This is a genomic window from Massilia oculi, assembly GCF_017582745.1.
Lineage (GTDB): Bacteria > Pseudomonadota > Gammaproteobacteria > Burkholderiales > Burkholderiaceae_D > Telluria > Telluria oculi_A.
In genome coordinates this window covers 272190-290213 of the sequence record NZ_JAFVIM010000001.1, presented here as the reverse complement: position 1 = coordinate 290213, position 18024 = coordinate 272190, and the positions used below count along the sequence as shown (strand labels likewise).

General features: G+C 66.8%; 16 protein-coding genes. 11 read left to right on the top strand and 5 right to left on the bottom strand.

The window, feature by feature from the left end; all coding sequences use genetic code 11:
* The gene (locus J3U95_RS01340) at positions 1 to 555 is read right to left on the bottom strand and encodes a cob(I)yrinic acid a,c-diamide adenosyltransferase (protein WP_005668037.1); all 555 of its coding nucleotides are present in this window, start codon (positions 553 to 555) and stop codon (positions 1 to 3) included.
* A gap of 91 nt (positions 556 to 646) precedes the next feature.
* On the opposite strand from J3U95_RS01340, the gene J3U95_RS01335 reads away from it, so the two are divergent.
* The 3 genes from J3U95_RS01335 to glcF are packed head-to-tail and all read left to right on the top strand — an operon-like array spanning position 647 to position 4450.
* A complete protein-coding gene (locus J3U95_RS01335) occupies positions 647 to 2134 on the top strand; it encodes an FAD-linked oxidase C-terminal domain-containing protein (RefSeq protein ID WP_208276914.1) in 1488 nt (495 codons plus the stop codon).
* Positions 2135 to 2146: 12 nt separating this feature from the next.
* Positions 2147 to 3220, top strand: a complete 1074-nt coding sequence (glcE, locus tag J3U95_RS01330; RefSeq protein WP_208276913.1) for a glycolate oxidase subunit GlcE — start codon at positions 2147 to 2149, stop codon at positions 3218 to 3220.
* 3 nt (positions 3221 to 3223) lie between these two features.
* Positions 3224 to 4450: a glycolate oxidase subunit GlcF gene (gene glcF / locus J3U95_RS01325; protein WP_208276912.1), complete on the top strand. Its 1227-nt coding sequence runs from the start codon at positions 3224 to 3226 to the stop codon at positions 4448 to 4450.
* Between the two features lie 15 nt (positions 4451 to 4465).
* Here glcF and J3U95_RS01320 read toward each other — a convergent pair whose 3' ends face one another.
* The gene (locus J3U95_RS01320; protein ID WP_208276911.1) at positions 4466 to 5416 is read right to left on the bottom strand and encodes a quinone oxidoreductase family protein; all 951 of its coding nucleotides are present in this window, start codon (positions 5414 to 5416) and stop codon (positions 4466 to 4468) included.
* Between the two features lie 117 nt (positions 5417 to 5533).
* On the opposite strand from J3U95_RS01320, the gene J3U95_RS01315 reads away from it, so the two are divergent.
* From J3U95_RS01315 to J3U95_RS01300, 4 genes are all read left to right on the top strand, one after another.
* Positions 5534 to 6460, top strand: coding sequence for an AraC family transcriptional regulator (locus J3U95_RS01315; protein ID WP_208276910.1), 927 nt, complete (start codon positions 5534 to 5536; stop codon positions 6458 to 6460).
* A 116-nt stretch (positions 6461 to 6576) separates the two neighbouring features.
* The gene (locus J3U95_RS01310) at positions 6577 to 6891 is read left to right on the top strand and encodes a hypothetical protein (RefSeq protein ID WP_109345019.1); all 315 of its coding nucleotides are present in this window, start codon (positions 6577 to 6579) and stop codon (positions 6889 to 6891) included.
* Positions 6892 to 6995: 104 nt separating this feature from the next.
* Complete coding sequence (locus tag J3U95_RS01305) at positions 6996 to 7469, top strand: hypothetical protein (RefSeq protein ID WP_208276909.1); 474 nt, start codon at positions 6996 to 6998, stop codon at positions 7467 to 7469.
* Positions 7469 to 8395 (top strand): DUF2145 domain-containing protein, encoded by a 927-nt coding sequence (locus J3U95_RS01300; protein ID WP_208276908.1) that lies wholly within the window; start codon positions 7469 to 7471, stop codon positions 8393 to 8395. The genes J3U95_RS01305 and J3U95_RS01300 overlap by 1 nt, the downstream gene beginning before the upstream one ends.
* A 28-nt stretch (positions 8396 to 8423) precedes the next feature.
* Here J3U95_RS01300 and J3U95_RS01295 read toward each other — a convergent pair whose 3' ends face one another.
* Complete coding sequence (locus J3U95_RS01295) at positions 8424 to 8906, bottom strand: glutathione peroxidase (protein ID WP_208276907.1); 483 nt, start codon at positions 8904 to 8906, stop codon at positions 8424 to 8426.
* A gap of 188 nt (positions 8907 to 9094) precedes the next feature.
* On the opposite strand from J3U95_RS01295, the gene J3U95_RS01290 reads away from it, so the two are divergent.
* Positions 9095 to 11380, top strand: a complete 2286-nt coding sequence (locus tag J3U95_RS01290; RefSeq protein WP_208276906.1) for a TonB-dependent receptor domain-containing protein — start codon at positions 9095 to 9097, stop codon at positions 11378 to 11380.
* Positions 11381 to 11493: 113 nt separating this feature from the next.
* A complete protein-coding gene (locus J3U95_RS01285; RefSeq protein ID WP_208276905.1) occupies positions 11494 to 13671 on the top strand; it encodes a TonB-dependent receptor plug domain-containing protein in 2178 nt (725 codons plus the stop codon).
* Between the two features lie 192 nt (positions 13672 to 13863).
* Here the strand turns inward: J3U95_RS01285 and J3U95_RS01280 are convergent, their stop codons facing one another.
* A complete protein-coding gene (locus J3U95_RS01280) occupies positions 13864 to 15000 on the bottom strand; it encodes a PilT/PilU family type 4a pilus ATPase (protein ID WP_208276904.1) in 1137 nt (378 codons plus the stop codon).
* Positions 15001 to 15009: 9 nt separating this feature from the next.
* Positions 15010 to 16053, bottom strand: coding sequence for a type IV pilus twitching motility protein PilT (locus J3U95_RS01275; protein WP_005668052.1), 1044 nt, complete (start codon positions 16051 to 16053; stop codon positions 15010 to 15012).
* Positions 16054 to 16127: 74 nt separating this feature from the next.
* Between J3U95_RS01275 and J3U95_RS01270 the strand changes: the two genes are divergently transcribed.
* Positions 16128 to 16829: a YggS family pyridoxal phosphate-dependent enzyme gene (locus J3U95_RS01270; RefSeq protein ID WP_208276903.1), complete on the top strand. Its 702-nt coding sequence runs from the start codon at positions 16128 to 16130 to the stop codon at positions 16827 to 16829.
* Between the two features lie 11 nt (positions 16830 to 16840).
* Positions 16841 to 17653, top strand: coding sequence for a pyrroline-5-carboxylate reductase (gene proC / locus J3U95_RS01265; protein ID WP_208276902.1), 813 nt, complete (start codon positions 16841 to 16843; stop codon positions 17651 to 17653).
* The last annotated feature ends 371 nt before the right edge of the window (positions 17654 to 18024 follow it).

Here is an 18024-nt window from a genome sequence, read left to right as displayed (position 1 = left end):
TCAGCCCCGCTTGCGCTCGTGCTGCCACAGCACGTCGCTGCCGCCGGCATGGCGGTTCAGCACGCGCGCCAGCACGAACATCAGGTCGGACAGGCGGTTGACGTACTGGCGCGGGTGGGCGTGGATCTGCTCGGCCTTCGACAGGGCCACGATGGCGCGCTCGGCGCGCCGGCACACGGTGCGGCAGACGTGGGCGGTGGAGGCCGCGCGCGAGCCGGCCGGCAGGATGAATTCCTTCAGGACCGGCAGGTCGGCGTTGTATTTTTCGAGCAGGCCGTCCAGGCGCGCCACGTGCTCTTCCTTGATCATCTGGTAGCCGGGGATGCACAGCTCGCCACCCAGATCGAACAGGTCGTGCTGGATCGAGACCAGCTCTTCGCGCAATGCGGCCGGCATGTCTTCGCACAGCAGCAGGCCGACGAAGGAGTTGAGTTCGTCGACTTCGCCCAGCGCGTGGATGCGCGCGCTGTCCTTGCCGGTGCGGCTGCCGTCGCCCAGGCCGGTGCTGCCGTCGTCGCCGGTGCGGGTCGCGATTTTCGAGAGGCGGTTGCCCATGATGTTGCCTTATGCGTTGGTGAGAAAAAACGATGGGATGAGCATACGACAAAACGTGGCGAATGTGCTTGCTTCTGCTTACAATCGAAGCATGCCCGATCATGCTCTCCATCCCGACCCGGCGGCGCGGCGCGCTCAGGTGGCGGCGGCCCTGCGCGCGCGCCTGCCGGCGTCCTGCGTCCTGTCCGACCCCGAAGACACCCGGCCCTACGAATGCGATGGCCTGGCCGCCTACCGCCAGCTGCCGCTGGTCGTAACCCTGCCGACCGACGAAGCGCAGGTGCTGGCCATCCTCGACGTCTGCCGTGAGTTACAAGTGCCGGTGGTGCCGCGCGGTGCCGGCACCGGCCTGTCGGGCGGCGCGCTGCCGATCCACGATGGCGTCGTGCTGTCCACTGCGCGCATGAGCCAGATCAAGCGCGTCGATCCGCTGGCGCGCACGGCCGTCGTGCAACCGGGCGTGCGCAACCTGGCGATCTCCGAAGCGGCCGCGCCATTCGGCCTGTACTACGCCCCCGATCCTTCGTCGCAGATCGCCTGCACCATCGGCGGCAACGTGGCCGAGAACGCGGGCGGCGTGCACTGCCTCAAATACGGCCTGACCGTGCACAATGTGCTGCGGGTGCGGGTGGCCACCATCGAGGGCGACGTCGTCGAACTTGGCGGCGCGGCGCTCGACGCGCCGGGGCTCGACCTGCTGGCCGTGTTCATCGGTTCCGAGGGCATGCTGGGTATCGTCACCGAGGTGACGGTGAAGCTGGTGCCCAAGCCGGCGCTGGCCCAGGTGATCATGGCCTCGTTCCCGGACGTGGTCACGGCCGGCAATGCGGTGGCCGACGTGATCGCGGCCGGCATCATCCCGGCCGGCCTCGAGATGATGGACCGCACCTCGGTGCGCATGGTCGAGCCCTTCGTGCGGGCCGGCTACGACCTCGACGCCGCCGCCATCCTGCTGTGCGAGGCCGACGGCACGGCGCTCGAAGTGGCCGAGGAAATCGCGCGCATGAGCGCGGTGCTCGAGCGCGCCGGCGCGACCGCCATTGCCGTGTCGCAGAGCGAGGCGGAGCGGGTGCGTTTCTGGTCCGGCCGCAAGAACGCCTTTCCGGCGGCGGGCCGCATCTCGCCCGACTATTACTGCATGGACGGCACCATCCCGCGCAAGCAGCTGGCGCGGGTGCTGGCCGGCATCGCCGAAATGGAGCATACCTACGGCCTGCGTTGCTCGAACGTGTTCCACGCCGGCGACGGCAATATGCATCCGCTGATCCTGTTCGACGCCAGCGCGCCCGGCGAATTCGAGCGCGCCGAAGCCTTCGGGGCCGCGATCCTGGCGCTGTGCGTCGAAGTGGGCGGCACCATCACCGGCGAGCACGGCGTGGGCAAGGAAAAGATCGACTCGATGTGCGTGCAGTTCGGCCGCAAGGAGCTCGACGCCTTCTTCGCGGTCAAGCATGCCTTCGACCCGGTCGCGCTGCTCAATCCGGACAAGGCGATCCCGACCCCGCACCGCTGCGCCGAATTCGGCAAGCTGCACGTGCACCACGGCGAGGTTCCGTTCCCGGACCTGCCGCGTTTTTGAACGAGAGCCGATATGGGAACGATCGAACAATTCCAGGAGCGGGTGCGGGCCGCGGCGCGCGAGCATGAACCGCTGTGCATCCGCGGCGGCGGCAGCAAGGACTGGTATGGCGGCGCTCCGCGCGGCGCCATCCTCGACACCCGCGGCTACGCCGGCATCGTCGACTACGAGCCGACCGAGCTCGTGATCACGGCGCGCTGCGGCACGTCGCTGGCCGAGATCGAGGCGCTGCTCGCCCGGCACAATCAGATGCTGGCCTTCGAGCCGCCGCATTTCGGCGCCACCGCCACCGTGGGCGGCACCGTCGCGGCGGGCCTGTGCGGTCCACGGCGCGCCAGCAGCGGCGCCACGCGCGACTTCGTGCTCGGCGCCAGGCTGCTGGACGGGAAGGGCGACGTGCTGGCGTTCGGCGGCAAGGTGATGAAGAACGTGGCCGGCTACGACGTCTCGCGCATGCTGGCCGGTTCGATGGGCACGCTCGGCCTGCTGCTGGAAGTGTCCTTGAAGGTGTTGCCGCGGCCCTTCGCCGAAGCCACGCTGCGCTTCGAGATGAGCGAGATCGACGCCATCCGGCGCCTGAACGAATGGGGCGGCCAGCCTTTGCCGCTGTCGGGCAGCGCCTGGTGCGGCGGCCAGTTGGCATTGCGCCTGTCCGGCGCCGAGGCGGCGGTCGACGCCGCGATGCGGCTGCTGGGCGGCGAAGCGGTGCCGCATCCGGATGCGACTGCGTTCTGGGCCGACGTACGCGAACAGCGGCATGCCTTCTTCTCAGGGGGCGAACCCCTTTGGAGGCTGTCGGTGCCGTCGACCACCGGCGCGCTCGTGCTCGGCGGCGACCAGCTGATCGAATGGGGCGGCGCCCAGCGCTGGCTGCGCGCCGACGGCGATGCCACCACGGCCCAGGCGATCCGGCGCACGGTGCAAGCCTGCGGCGGCCATGCGACCCTGTTCCGTGGCGGCGACAAGGGCAGCGGCGTGTTCCAGCCGCTGGCGCCGGCGCTGGCGCGCATCCATGCGCGCATGAAGGATGCCTTCGATCCCGCCCACATCTTCAACCCGGGCCGACTGGTTCCCGAAAGCGCCTGATCCATGCAAACCCTACTTGCCGATTTCATCAAGGGCACGCGCGAAGGCGCGGAAGCCGAAGCCATCCTGCGCGCCTGCGTGCACTGCGGCTTCTGCACCGCCACCTGTCCGACCTATCAACTGCTGGGCGACGAACTCGATGGCCCGCGCGGCCGCATCTACCTGATCAAGCAGGTGCTCGAGGGCGCGCAGCCGACCCGCAAGACCCAGCTGCACCTGGACCGCTGCCTCACCTGCCGCAACTGCGAGACCACCTGTCCGTCCGGCGTCAAGTATGGGCGCCTGGTCGACATCGGCCGCAAGCTGGTCGACGAGCGCGTGCCGCGTCCATTCAATGAGCGAATCAAGCGCACCACGCTCAAGGAATGCCTGCCGCGCGCCAGCGTGTTCAAGCCGGCTTTCAGGGCGGGGCAGGCGCTGCGGCCGCTGTTGCCTGCCGGGCTGCAGGACAAGCTGCAGCCGGCGCGCGCCGCCGGCCGCTGGCCGACCCGGATTCATGCGCGCAAGATGCTGCTGCTGGATGGCTGCGTGCAGCCGGCGATGGCGCCGAACATCAATGCCGCCACGGCGCGCGTGCTCGATTCTCTCGGCGTGCAGTTGATCGTGGCGCCGAAGGCCGGCTGCTGCGGCGCGCTGCGCTACCACATGAACGACCAGGACGGCGGCCTGGACGACATGCGCCGCAACGTCGACGCCTGGTGGCCCTACGTGGAGCAGGGCCAGGTCGAGGCGATCGTGATGACCGCCTCCGGCTGCGGCGTGACGGTCAAGGAATACGGCCACCTGCTGGCGCACGATCCGGATTACGCCGACAAGGCCCGCCGCATCAGCGAGATCACGCGCGACCTGTCCGAGACCCTGCCGCAGTTCGAGGAGCAGATCAGGATGCGGGCGCAGGGGAGAGATGCGCCGCGCGTCGCCTATCACCCGCCGTGCACCTTGCAGCATGGCCAGCAAATCCGCGGCAAGGTCGAAAGCGTGCTGCACGCGGCCGGCGTGGACGTGGTGCTGTGCGCCGACAACCACCTGTGCTGCGGCTCGGCCGGCGCCTATTCGGTGCTGCAGCCCGAGATCGCACACCAGCTTCGCGACCGCAAGCTGGCCAGCCTGGATGCGACCGGCGCGCAGGAGATCGTGTCGGCCAATATCGGTTGCCTGACTCACCTGCAGTCGGGGACGGACAAGCCGGTCACGCACTGGATCGAGCTGCTGGAGCGGGCCCTTACCTGAGGCCAGCGGGCGAGTTCAGCCCTGCGGCGTCAGGATGGTGCGCACGTCGCCGTCGCCGTTCCAGGCGTCGGCGATTGCATGCAGCGGCATGCTGGCAAACGGCACGTCGAAGCGCGTCGTCGTCGCGGCAGCGAGCAATTCGCCCGCGGCTGCCACCATCTCCTTGACGGCGATGCTGCCGATGCCGCAGCCGAGCAGTTCCAGGCCGGTACTGCGCAGCAGGTCGGCGCGCAGGGCGATCGACTCGCCTGCGATATTCCCGAGCTGGACGTAGCGCAGGCGCGGCGCGCCGCCGCGCATCACCGGACCGGCGGCGGCCGCTGCCAGGACCCGCGCCGCCGGTTCGCCCCACACGAAGTCGAGCACCACGTCGACACCGGCCTCGAAGCGCGCGCGCAGCGCCGCGTCGGCGCCGTCGTCCAGCACGATGGTCTCGTCCGCATCCAGGCGCGCGAGCTTGGCTGCATTGCGGCCGGCAGCGATGACCCTGCCGGCGCCGAAGTGGCGCGCCACCTGCAGCGCCATGGCGCCGGCCGCACCGGTGGCGCCGAGCACCATCACCACTTCACTACCGTCCAGCCTGGCGCGGCGCGATAGCGCGTTCCAGGATGCGAGGCCGGCGGTGGCGATCGCAGCGGCATATTCGTCCGTGAGGGTGTCCGGCACCGGCGTCACCATGTCGTCGGCGACCAGCGAACGCTGCGCCATCGAGCCGAAGGGCGCCTTCGGGAACAGGAAATAGATGCGGCGGCCGGCTTCGTCGACGCCGACGCCGTCGATGCCTGGCGCGAATCCCGCGCTGGCGCCGCTGGTGTAGTGCCGGCCGGCGGCCAGCGCCCGGACGATCGGGCTGAGGGGCGCGGCGCGCACCGCGATGACCCGTTCGCCCGGGGCGGCCTGGGGTTCCGGAAAGTCCTGGTAGATTGGGGTGGCGCCAAAGGCGTTGACGACGGCGGCTTTCATCATGTCTTTCTCCAAAAAGAATGCCGGCTTGCGCCAGCGATAAGGCGGATTGTAGACAGTGAAATTTGAACGATCTATACTTGAAAATCGCTATTTTTTACGCAATCGTCCGTATTCGTGATGGATCCTCTGTCGGAAGTCCTGTCCCTGCTCAAGCCCCGCAGCTATATCACGGCCGGCTTCGACGCCGGCGGAGAGTGGGCGCTGCTGCTCGACGACCTGGCCGGCCGCATCAAATGCTATGCCGTCGTGAGTGGGCATTGCTGGCTGTCGGTCGAGGGCGTCGAGCAGCCGGTGCGGCTCCAGGCCGGCGATTGTTTCGTCCTGCCCAGCGGACGCGTCGCAACGATCGGCAGCGCGCCGGACGTCGCGCCGCGGCGGGCCGGGGACGTGCTCGATCCGAATGGCGGGGGCAGGGTCGTGACCTACAATGGCGGCGGCGACGTGTTCCTGGTCGGCAGCCGTTTCGAAGTGAACGGTCGCCATGCCGAGGTGTTGCTGCGCACCTTGCCGCCGCTGATGCATGTCGAAACGTCGGGCGATCGCGCCCGGCTGCGCGCGTCGATCACGCTGATGATGGAAGAGCTGCGCGAGTGTCGCCCCGGGGCAGCGCTGGTGGCGCAGCAGCTTGCGCACATGATGCTGGTGCAGGCGCTGCGCCTGTACCTCGAGACTTCGCCGGGCAAGTCGGCCGGCTGGTTCACCGCGCTGGCCGATCCGCGCGTGAGCGCGGCGCTGGGCGCAATCCACGCCGATCCGGGCCGCCCATGGACGGTGCAGGAACTGGCGGCATGCGCCGGCATGTCGCGCTCGACGTTCGCCCAGCATTTTCGCGAGCGCGCGGGCGAGACGCCGATCGCTTACCTTACCCGCTGGAGGATGATGCTGGCGGGAGAGCGGCTGGTCGAGGGGCGCGAGTCGCTGGCGCGGATCGGGCAGTCGCTCGGCTATGAATCCGAGCACGCCTTCAATGCCGCTTTCAAGCGTGTGATGGGAAGTTCACCCGGACGTTACGCGCGCGCCATGGGCCGGGCGCCGGCAGCGTGAAGCCTGGTCCGGGGCCGGGCACGGCAGCGTCAGCGCAGGTCCACCGCACGTGATAGGATCGCGCCGAATCCGCGCATCAACGTATCCATCAACCAGCACACCCAACAGGAACGACATTGAGCTTCACCTTCCAACTCGTGCGCGACGACGAGGGCGGCCCGGCCGCCGTGGTCTTCGAAGACAGCAGCAGCCCCGGCCTGGTGCCGGTCTGGGAAGCCGCCGGCGTCTACGACGCGCTGTACAACAGTGACGGCCGCATGGCGCGCGACGTGTCGCGCGCCATCGCCTACGGCCTCGACCAGTTGAACGAGAACGCCGCGCTGGGCGGCCTGCTGCCGCCGGGCGTGTCGATGACCGAGGCCATCCGCTTCCTCGACAACGTCAGCCGTGGCTGCACGATCCACGGTGTGGCGCGCATACAGACGCGCTGACGACGAATCCGTGCGCTTGTCACAAGCGGTTACGACGGCACTATGGTGTTCACGTGCAAGGGCTTGTACCATGTGAGCGTTTTGCTCGACAACGAAAGCCTGTTATGACCTTGCCAACTCTCTCCCGTTCGCTGCATCGTTCCCTCTATTTGGCCGCGTTCGCCGCCGCCTGCGCCCTTCCAGCCCAGGCCGAAAGCTTCGCCTCCTCGGCCTCCAGCGCCGGCTCGGCATCGTCGGCCAGCATTTCGGATTCGATCAGCGATTCCAGCAACAGCTCGAGCGGCGACAACAAGGTGGCGGCGGGCGATTACCGCGTGATCGATATCGCGCAGGCCCCGAACAAGCCCGACACTACCCGCCTGACCCTGCGCGCCGAAGCCGGCCAGGCCCGCACCTTCTTCCTCGACGTGCCCAACCGCGCCATGGCCCAGCGCCAGGTCAATGCGGGCGACGTGGTGCGCGTGAACGAGCGCGTCTACGGCTACGAATTCGCCCACGCCGACACCCAGCGTCCATTCTTCCTGGCGCTGCAGGACGACTGGCAGCGCGACCTGGCGTCGCGCAAAGTCGTCATCTGATGCGGCTGCGCAGGACGATCGCCGCGTTGGCGCTCGGCCTCTGCGCCACCTCGAGCGGCGCGGCCTGGGCCGGCCTGCCGACCTTCTGCGAGCGCGAGAACGACATCACCGCGCTCGAACAGGACCGCGTGCTGCGCTTTGCCGGCGTGGTCCGCCAGGAACTCGAACGCTCGGGCGGCAAGGTCGCCCTGATCTCCCGCGCCGGCACGGACCTGAGCCGCTTCGGCCTGCTGTATTCCCATGCCGGCGTCGCCCTGCGCGACGAGACGGATGGCGCCTGGGCCGTGCGCCAGCTCTACTACGCCTGCGACGATGCGCGTCCGCACCTGTTCGACCAGGGTATCTCGGGCTTCGCGCTCGGGGCCGACGCGCCGTCCAGCGGCCACGTGTCGCTGCTGTTTCTGCCGGACGACGACGGCGCCCGGCTCGAAGGCGCCGCGCGCGACAAGGGGCTGGCGCTGGCGCTGCTGGCGGGGAAATACAGCGCCAACGCCTATGCCTTCGGCACCGATTACCAGAACTGCAACCAGTGGGTGGCCGAACTGCTGGCGGGCGCCTGGGGCGGAATATCGGGACACGGCGCAGGGCAGGGAGGGCAAGCGCGCGAGCAGGCGCAGGATTGGCTGCGCGCGCAGGGCTATGTCGCCGGGCCGGTCAAGGTGCCGGGACACTTGCTGATGTTCGCCGGACAGTTCGTGCCGCTGGTGCACGTCAACGACCATCCGGTGGACGATCTGCACGCACTCGCGCTGCAGGTGAGCGTGCCGGCCTCGATCGAAGCCTTCGTGCGCCAGCGCGCGCCGCAGACGCAGCGCGTGGAGATCTGCCACGACGAGGGCCGCATCGTCGTGCGGCGCGGCTGGGAGCCGCTCGGCGCGGCGTGCGAGCCGGGGCCGGACGACGAAGTGACCGTCCTCGCCAACTGAGCGTTTTGCGACTTGGCCTTCGGCGGCGTCAGGCCGCCAGCAGCTTCTCGATATCGCCCGTCAGTTCTTCCAGCTTGGTGGCCGGCGCATAGCGCTTGACCACCGCGCCGTCCTTGTTGACCAGGAACTTGGTGAAGTTCCACTTGATCGCCTCGGTGCCCAGCACGCCCGGCGCCTCGCCTTTCAAGAAACGGAACAGCGGGTGGGCGTCGTCGCCGTTGACGTCGATCTTGGAGAACATCGGGAAGGTGACGCCGTAGTTCCTTTCGCAGAAGGCGCCGATCTCGGCCTCGCTGCCCGGCTCCTGGTGGCCGAACTGATTGCACGGGAAGCCGAGCACCACCAGGCCCTGGTCAGCATAGCGGCGCTGCAGTTCTTCCAGGCCCTGGTATTGCGGGGTGAAGCCGCAGGCGCTGGCCGTATTGACGATCAGGAGCGCCTTGCCGCGATAGCGTGCCAGGTCGACCGGCTGGCCGTCGAGGGCGGTGGCGTTGAAATCGTAGGCGGTCATGGAATTCTCCTTGTGGTTGAATCGCCAAGTTTACGCGAAGGCGGCGCGACGTGCACGGCGTCTTGATGCAGCCTGACTGCACGAATCACGGCGATGACTTTTATTGCGTCTTAGCATTTCTTAACGATTCTTGGTCAAATCGCGTGCGACAATTACGCTCGTCCAATTGTCCAGCATCCCAGGTTGTCATGCCACGTCACCACTCTTCTGTCTTGCTGCTCGCGCCGATCGTGGCCGGCACGCTGCTCGCTCCTGTCAGCGCCCGCGCCAGCGTCCAGCAGCCGCCCGCAGCCCCCGCACCTGCCACGCCGGTCGCCACGGCGCCGGCAACCCCGGCGCCGGAAGCGCCCCCGGTGCAGGCCGAGGTCCCGGTGCAGTCGACGGTCTCGGTCAGCGCGGTGCGCTCGTCGAACCGCATCGACCGCCAGGCCTATGACGTCAAGAGCGATCCGGCCGCGAGCAACGACACCATCGCCGACACCCTGAACAAGGTGCCGTCGGTTGCGGTGGACCCGGACGGCAACGTGACCCTGCGCGGACGCAGCAATGTGCAGATCCTCATCGACGGCAAGCCGTCCGCCATGATGCAGGGCGAGAACCGCGCCGCCGCGCTGGGCGCGCTGCCGGCCGCCGACCTCGAGTCGGTGGAAGTGATCAACAATCCCGGCGCGCAGTTCGGCAACGAAGGCGGCGGCGGGCCGATCATCAATCTGGTGATGCGGCGCGAACGCACGCCGGGCAGCTTCGGCGTGGTCAATGCCAATGCCGGCGCCGAGGGCCGCTTCAATGCCTCCACCTTCGGCAGCTACACGGGCGGACGCCTGAGCGTGCAGGGCGCGCTGTTCGGCCGCCGCGACAGCCGCGGCTCGACCGGCGAGACGACGCGCGACCGCATCGACCCGGCCACCGGCGCCGTGGCCAGCAGCGCGCAGACCTCCTACAGCGAGAACGATACCGAATCGGCCGGCTTCAACGGCTCGCTCAGCTACAACCTGGGCGAGAAGGACGTGGTGTCGCTCAAGGCCGGCTTCAACGCCAACAACCAGGATGGCCTCTCGTCCGAGCGCTATCGCGGCACCGATGCATCCGGGGCGGTCGAGAGCGACTACCTGCGCTCGACGGTGCGCGACTCCAGCAACCGCAGCGCCAACCTGAGCGTGAGCCTCGACCACAAGGGGACGCTGCCGGGCGAGATCTTCAAGACCGACCTGCGCCTGTCCGGCACGCGTGGCGAGGGCGACACCCGCTTCGTCAGCGACTACACGGTGCGGCCGATCAATTCGTCCGATCCGCTGACCCGCCAGGACAACCTGAACGAGACCCGCATCATCGACTTCACCGGCGACTACGAACGTCCGGGCGAGGCGGGCGTGCTGAAGCTGGGCTACAAGGTGGCGCGCAACAGCAGCGTGATCGACACCCGCTTCCTCAACATCGATCCGGGCACGCTGTTCGAAAGCGTCAACGCATCGCGCACCAACCGCTTCGAGCTGGTCGACACCACGCTGGCGCTGTACGGCACCTACCAGATGCGCCTGGGCGAGAAGTGGGGCGTGCTGGGCGGCCTGCGCACCGAATACACCGATCTCGACATGGACCAGGTCACGACCGGGATCCAGGCCGGCAACCACTACCTGGAAGCGATCCCCAGCGCCTTCCTCACCTACGACCTGTCCGATCGCACGGCGCTGCGCCTGAGTTATGCGCACCGCATCCGCCGTCCCGGCGCCTCGGACCTGAATCCCTTCGTGATCTACCGCGACGAAACGAACGTCTCGTCGGGCAATCCCGACCTGATGCCGACCGAGTCCGACTCGCTCGAACTGGGCGTCGAGACCAAGCTTGGCAACGTCGAGACCAATGTGCGCCTGTACGCGCGCCGCGACACCGATCTGATCTCGGAGCGCCGCTACTTCATCTCGGACACCGTGCTGCTGACCACGCGCGAGAACGCGGGCACCAGCCGCTCGGGCGGCCTGGAATTCACCTTCAGCGGCCGCGCCACGCCCAAGCTGACGATCAATGCCAGCGGCAATATCGGCTATTCGGAGCAGTCGGTGCTCGGCAACGTGGACGACGACAAGCGCAGCGCGACCTCGATCGCCGGCCGCGCGCGCTTCAACTACCAGTTCAACCCGGCCAACAGCCTGCAGCTGGTGCTCAATGCCCAGGGCAAGACGCTGTTCGGCGAGGGCTACCGCCAGCCGACCCGCACCGCGGACCTGAATTACCGGCACAACCTGAGCCAGGCCCTGAGCCTGGTCGTCAACGTCAACGACCTGTTCGATTCGCAGAAGTCGGAGTCGATCACCGAGACCGACCGCCTGCGCGAATACAGCATCCGTCGCCAGGACGGGCGCCTGGTCTACGTCGGCCTGTCGTACCGCTTCGGCACCTTCGGCGGCGGGCGTGGCCCGCGTGGACCCGGCGGGCCGGGCTTCGGTCCGCCGGGCGGCGGCATGGGGCCACGGTAAAGACAGCCCGTCAATACTGGCGGTATGCCGGATGAATAATTCCGGCAAGGCGGTTTGAAGGCGGCGAGGTGTGACAGAATACGGGGACCTTTGTCCACTTCGTCCCCGCTCCGATGCTCAGACCAACGCTCATCGCGCTGACCCTTTCGTCACTGTTCGCACTGCCCGCCGCCGCTCAGGTCAGCCCGCCATCCGACCCGCCGCCGGTCAGCCCCGACACCATGCAGAAGGTCGAGGTCAAGGCCGATGCCAACAGCTACGACCCGCGGCGCGACGATACCGCCAGCCGCATCGTGGTCTCGACCGAAGAGATCAAGCGCTATGGCGACACCTCGGTGCTCGACGTCTTCAAGCGCCTGCCCGGCATCACCGTCGGCGGTGGCGGCGGCCGTGGCGCGGGCGAGATCCGCATGCGCGGCCTGGGCAGCGGCTACACGCAGATTTTGATCAATGGCGAGCGGGCGCCTGCCGGCTTCGACATCGACCAGCTGTCGCCCGACGTCATCGAGCGGATCGAGATCCTGCGCGCGGCCAGCGCCGAGTTCTCGACCCAGTCGATCGCCGGCACCATCAATATCGTGCTCAAGCGCGTGGTGCGAAAGGCGCAGCGCGAACTGCGGGTTGGCTACGGCAAGAGCGAGGACGCCAGCAACCCGAGCGCGAGCCTGAACATGTCGGACCGTCTCGACGGGCTGTCGTACTCGCTCGGCGCCAGCGTCTGGCGCTACAACTTCGACCGCCCGCAGCCTTATGAGGAAACCCAGATCGATCCGGACGGCCGCCTGACGCAGCTGCGCCGCACCGAGCAGAACGACAGCGGCAGCCCGCAGGGCTTCAATCTCACGCCACGCCTGAACTGGACGCTCGAGAACGGCGACACGGTCAGCTGGCAGACGATGGCTTCCTATAATCGTAACGATTATCACGGCGACGCCGTGACCACGACCGAGCTTGGCGCGCCGCCCCTGTACGACGTGCGCGACATGAATAGCGGCGGCAGTTTCGTCATGCTTCGTTCCGATGTGAACTGGGTGCACAACCTGGAAGAGGGCGCGAAACTCGACCTCAAGCTGGGCGTGAACGGCACGCGCAATCGCGGCGACTGGCGCGAGTTCGATTACCGGCTGGACGAGCTGGCGCGCGATTCGACCGTCTTGAGCGCGACCGATGAACGCGGCCTGACCCTGGTCGGCAAGTACACGACGCCGTGGAAGAAGGACCATGCGCTGGCGATGGGCTGGGATGCAGGCTATACGCGGCGCGAGGACGCGCGCGACGAGAACGAGGTATTCCCGCTGTTCGAGCGCGAGCAGGTAACGAACGAAAATTACGACGCCACCATCAAGCGCCTGGCGCTGTACATCCAGGACGAGTGGAACGTGAGCAAGCAGTGGTCGATGTATGCCGGCCTGCGCTGGGAAGGACTGGAGACGACCAGCGAGGGCAATACCTTCGAGACCAGCACCAACCGCGCCAGCGTGTTCTCGCCGCTGGCCCAGACCCTGTACAAGATCCCGGACAGCCGCGACCAGGTGCGCCTGGCGCTGACCCGCACCTTCAAGGCGCCATCCGCGAGCAACCTGATCCCGCGCCGCTTCACGACGCCCAACAACAGCCAGACCGATCCCGACTTCCGCGGCAATCCGGACCTGCAGCCGGAACTGGCGACCGGCATCGACGCCGCCTACGAGCACTGGTGGGCCGAGAAGGCGCTGCTGAGCGCCAGCGTATCGGTGCGCCGCATCGAGGATTACACCCGCCAGGGCCTGATCCTGGAAGACGGCCGCTGGATCCAGACTCCGGTCAACGACGGCGACGCGCTCACGCGCAGCCTGGAGCTCGAAGCGAAGTTCCCGCTGTCGGCGGTGCTGGCCGACGTGCCCGAGATCGACCTGCGCGCGAGCGTGTCGCGCAACTGGTCCGAGGTGGACGCGGTGCCGGGGCCGGACAACCGCCTGGACCAGCAGGTGCCGCTGTCGGCGACGCTCGGCATCGACTACAAGACCCCCGACGGCAAACTGAGTACCGGCGCCAGCTTCGCATTCAAGGACGGCGGCCCGGTGCGGGTCAATGTGGAGCAGTCGCGCTACCAGAGCGTGCGGCGCGATCTGGATGTGTATGCGCTGTGGAAGTTCAATCCGAAGTACCAGCTGCGGCTGGCGGCGTCGAACCTGCTGCGCCAGGATGGGGTGTCGGATTCGCGCTATACCGACGAATTCGGGACGCTGCGCAGGACCAGTTTCAGTGAGGGGCAGACGATGGCGAGGGTGACGCTGGAGTCGCGGTTCTGAATTGTCTGAGTGCCTGCTGCGCTATTCCATCGTTGGCCTGAACACGTCGTTCCCGCGAAGGCGGGAACCTAAGCCTTCAGCGCAGCCGCTAGAGCAATATCGATGGCGACGCATGCACACTGGGGTTCCCGCCTGCGCGGGAATGACGTGCGTGTGATGATGGTAGAAGGGGCGATCGTGGTATGCCGACCGTCAGATCAACCCCAGCTTCTCGGTCCCACTCGAAAAATCCCGATTCTTCGCGTGCTTGCTATTGAGCTTGATGTTCAGCCGCAGATCGTTGACGGAGTCCGCATTGCGCAGCGCATCCTCATACGTGATCTTGTCCGCCTCATACAGGTCGAACAGCGCCTGATCGAAAGTCTGCATCCCCAGCTCGCGAGACTTCTTCATGATCTCCTTGATCTCGTGCACCTCGCCCTTGAAGATCAGGTCCGAGATCAAGGGGGAGTTCAGCAGGATCTCGATCGCCACCACGCGCCCCTTGGCTTCCTTCTTCGGAATCAGGCGCTGCGAAATCAGTCCCTTCAGGTTCAGCGACAAATCCATCAGCAGTTGCTGCCTGCGCTCTTCGGGGAAGAAGTTGATGATGCGGTCGAGCGCCTGGTTGGCGCTGTTGGCGTGCAGGGTGGCCAGGCACAGGTGGCCGGTTTCGGCGAAGGCGATCGCGTGTTCCATCGTCTCGCGGTCGCGGATCTCTCCGATCTGGATCACGTCCGGCGCCTGGCGCAGCGAATTCTTCAGCGCCGCCTCGAAGCTGTCGGTGTCCACGCCCACTTCGCGCTGCGTGATCACGCAGTTGCGGTGCGGGTGGACGAATTCCACCGGATCCTCGACCGTGATGATGTGGCCGTAGCTGTTCTCGTTGCGGTAGCCGACCATCGCCGCCAAGGTCGTCGATTTGCCCGAGCCCGTGGCGCCCACCATGATCACCAGGCCGCGCTTGGTCATCACGACGTCCTTGAGCGTGTCGGGCAGCTCGAGGTCTTCGAACTTCGGGATCGCGGTGGTGATCACGCGCAGCACCATGCCGACGCAACCCATCTGCATGAAGGCCGAGACGCGGAAGCGTCCCAGGTCGCCCGGCGTGATCGCGAAGTTCGATTCGCGCGTGAGCTCGAAGCCGGCCGCCTGCTTGTCGTTCATGATCGCGCGCGCCAGGTCGGCCGTGTGGCCGGCGGTGAGCGCCTGGCTCGACACCGGCGTCATGCCGCCGTCGATCTTGATCGCCGGCGGGAAGCCCGCCGTGATGAACAGGTCCGAACCGCCCTTGCTGACCATCAGGCGCAGCAGGTCGAACATGAACTTGGATGCCTGGTCGCGTTCCATGATGCGTCCTTAGCCGAGGAAGTTTTCCGGGATCTTGGCCGCAGCGCGCGCAGCGCCGGTCGAGATCACGTTGCGGCGCACCAGCTCCGTCAGGTTCTGGTCGAGCGTCTGCATGCCGGCATTGCTGCCGGTCTGGATGGCCGAGTACATCTGGGCGATCTTGGCCTCGCGGATCAGGTTGCGGATCGCCGGGGTGCCGATCATGATCTCGTGCGCCGCCACGCGGCCCGAGCCGTCCTTGGTCTTGAGCAGGGTCTGCGAGATCACGGCCTGCAGCGATTCGGACAGCATCGCGCGCACCATCTCCTTCTCTTCGGCCGGGAACACGTCGACGATACGGTCGATGGTCTTGGCGGCCGACGAGGTATGCAGGGTGCCGAACACCAGGTGGCCGGTCTCGGCCGCCGACAGCGCCAGGCGGATGGTTTCCAGGTCGCGCAGTTCGCCGACCAGGATCGCGTCCGGGTCTTCGCGCAGCGCCGAGCGCAGCGCGTTGTTGAACGACAGCGTGTGCGGACCGACTTCGCGCTGGTTGATCAGGCACTTCTTGGACTCGTGCACGAATTCGATCGGGTCTTCGATGGTGAGGATGTGGCCGTACTCATTCTCGTTCAGGTGATTCACCATCGCCGCCAGCGTGGTCGATTTACCAGAGCCGGTCGGGCCGGTCACCAGCACCAGGCCGCGCGGCTTCATCGCCAGGTCGGCAAAGATCTTCGGCGCGTTCAGCTCTTCGAGGGTCAGGATCTTGGACGGAATCGTGCGCAGCACGGCCGACGCGCCGCGTTCCTGGTTGAAGGCGTTGACGCGGAAGCGCGCGAGGCCGGGGATCGCGAACGAGAAGTCGCACTCGAGCACTTCTTCGTACTGCTTGCGCTGGCCGTCGTTCATGATGTCATAGATCATGCCGTGCACGTCCTTGTGCTCGAGCGGCGGCAGGTTAATGCGGCGCACGTCGCCATGCACGCGGATCATCGGCGGCAGGCCGGCCGACAGGTGCAAGTCCGAAGCCTTGTTCTTGACCGAGAAGGCGAGTAATTCCGAAATGTCCATTTATAATCCCTGTGGCTCGAGGTGCGCCTTTGTCATCGTCGCGGCTCGAAAAATATTTCCTATAGAAAATCATTATGTCCACAATCGCCGCCAACTTGCAAGCTGTCGAAGCGACAATCGGGGAGGCTGTCCAGGCCGCCGGACGCGCCCGCGACGAGGTGCAATTGCTCGCTGTTTCCAAGACGTTTCCTGCGCAAGCGGTGCTGGATGCGATGGCGTCCGGACAACGTGCATTCGGTGAAAATTATCTGCAAGAAGCGCTCGACAAGATCGCGAACGTCGCGCAGGCGCAACCCGATGCGCCGGTCGAATGGCATTTCATCGGCCCCATCCAGAGCAACAAGACACGCCCGATCGCGGCCAGCTTCCACTGGGTGCACACGGTCGAGCGCCTCAAGATCGCCCAGCGCCTGTCCGAGCAGCGCCCGCCCGAACTCGGCCCGTTGAATATCTGCCTGCAGGTGAACATCAGCGGCGAGGCCAGCAAGAGCGGCGCGACCGAGGCCGAGTTGCCCGAACTGGCGCGCGCCGTGGCGCAGCTGCCGAACCTGCGCCTGCGCGGCCTGATGGCCATTCCCGAACGCGCGACCGAACCCGAGCAGCAGCGCGCCGCCTTTGCCCGCCTGCGCATGCTGCACGACGCGCTGCGCGCCGACGGCATTGCGCTCGATACGCTGTCGATGGGCATGTCGGGCGACATGGCGGCGGCGATCGCGGAAGGCGCGACCATCGTGCGCATCGGCAGCGCCATCTTTGGCGCACGCAATTACGACTAACAGGAAAACACATGAAGATCACGTTCATCGGTGGCGGCAATATGGCCGCAGCGCTCATTTCGGGCATCGTCAGGCAGGCGGGTTCGGGCGCGAACATCCACGTCGTCGACCGTAATCCGGAAGCGCTGGAGCGCCTGTCGCAACAGTACGGTGTGCGCACCGCGACGGCGATCGACGAGCAGGTCAAGGAGAGCGAAGTCGTGGTGCTGGCGATCAAGCCGCAGCAGATGCGCGAAGTCGCGGCCGAGTTGGCGCCGCTGTTGAACCGCCAGCTGGTGCTGTCGATCGCCGCCGGCATCCGCAGCAGCGACCTGTCGCGCTGGCTCGGCGGCTACGACGCCATCGTGCGCACGATGCCGAACACGCCGGCGCTGATCGGCATGGGCGTGACCGGCCTTGTGGCACAGCCGGGCGTGAGCGAGGCCCAGCGCGTGCAGGCCGACACCGTGATGCGTGCGGTCGGCAAGACCGTGTGGCTGGATGACGAGGCGCAGATCGATCCGGTGACGGCGGTGTCGGGCAGCGGTCCGGCCTATGTGTTCTTCTTCCTGGAAGCGATGCAGGAGGCGGCATTGCAAATGGGCTTGAACGCGGAGCAGGGCAGGGAGCTGGCGCTGGCTACCTTCACTGGCGCGGCGCAGCTGGCGGCGCAGTCGGACGAACCGGTCGAGGTGCTGCGTCAGCGCGTGACCTCGAAGGGTGGGACTACGCATGCGGCGATTACCAGCATGGAAGCGGCCGGGGTCAAGGAGGCTATTATCGCGGCGATGAAGGCGGCTGCGGCGCGTGGACGCGAGCTGGGTGAGGAATTGGGCAGCAACTAAGTGCGCCTGACAAAACCGTTCGGCATATCACGCTCGGACTGAGCATGGGGTATGTCCGCAACCGGCCAAACCCGGCCGTTCAGCTGAGCATATCAGGTCACCGAGCGAAAGATTTGCGGACTGTCACCAAGCGCGGGAACCGATCTTGAGTCAATGGCCAGCATCCGCAAGCGACTTCATTGCGTCCTCAGGCGAAGTCGAGCGTCCCATTGGGCGCGAGCATGCTGACCCTCTAGAAGCGCCAAGAGCGTTCACCAGGCTAACCACATGACTTATGGGTGTGCGTGCGTTGACGCACCGCGCTGCCCATGCCACCCGTCTAATCTCGACACCCCAATGTAACGGCGCATAGCATTGCCACAAGCAGCTTG

Bases quoted from the DNA above. Each gene is read 5' to 3' on its own strand.
- glcE (WP_208276913.1), top strand. From the start codon at position 2,147: ATGGGAACGATCGAACAATTCCAGGAGCGGGTGCGGGCCGCGGCGCGC.
- J3U95_RS01305 (WP_208276909.1), top strand. From the start codon at position 6,996: ATGACCTTGCCAACTCTCTCCCGTTCGCTGCATCGTTCCCTCTATTTG.
- J3U95_RS01275 (WP_005668052.1), bottom strand. From the start codon at position 16,053: ATGGACATTTCGGAATTACTCGCCTTCTCGGTCAAGAACAAGGCTTCG.
- J3U95_RS01280 (WP_208276904.1), bottom strand. From the start codon at position 15,000: ATGGAACGCGACCAGGCATCCAAGTTCATGTTCGACCTGCTGCGCCTG.
- J3U95_RS01320 (WP_208276911.1), bottom strand. From the start codon at position 5,416: ATGATGAAAGCCGCCGTCGTCAACGCCTTTGGCGCCACCCCAATCTAC.
- glcF (WP_208276912.1), top strand. From the start codon at position 3,224: ATGCAAACCCTACTTGCCGATTTCATCAAGGGCACGCGCGAAGGCGCG.
- J3U95_RS01335 (WP_208276914.1), top strand. From the start codon at position 647: ATGCCCGATCATGCTCTCCATCCCGACCCGGCGGCGCGGCGCGCTCAG.
- proC (WP_208276902.1), top strand. From the start codon at position 16,841: ATGAAGATCACGTTCATCGGTGGCGGCAATATGGCCGCAGCGCTCATT.
- J3U95_RS01290 (WP_208276906.1), top strand. From the start codon at position 9,095: ATGCCACGTCACCACTCTTCTGTCTTGCTGCTCGCGCCGATCGTGGCC.
- J3U95_RS01300 (WP_208276908.1), top strand. From the start codon at position 7,469: ATGCGGCTGCGCAGGACGATCGCCGCGTTGGCGCTCGGCCTCTGCGCC.
- J3U95_RS01285 (WP_208276905.1), top strand. From the start codon at position 11,494: ATGCTCAGACCAACGCTCATCGCGCTGACCCTTTCGTCACTGTTCGCA.
- J3U95_RS01270 (WP_208276903.1), top strand. From the start codon at position 16,128: ATGTCCACAATCGCCGCCAACTTGCAAGCTGTCGAAGCGACAATCGGG.
- J3U95_RS01340 (WP_005668037.1), bottom strand. From the start codon at position 555: ATGGGCAACCGCCTCTCGAAAATCGCGACCCGCACCGGCGACGACGGC.
- J3U95_RS01315 (WP_208276910.1), top strand. From the start codon at position 5,534: ATGGATCCTCTGTCGGAAGTCCTGTCCCTGCTCAAGCCCCGCAGCTAT.
- J3U95_RS01295 (WP_208276907.1), bottom strand. From the start codon at position 8,906: ATGACCGCCTACGATTTCAACGCCACCGCCCTCGACGGCCAGCCGGTC.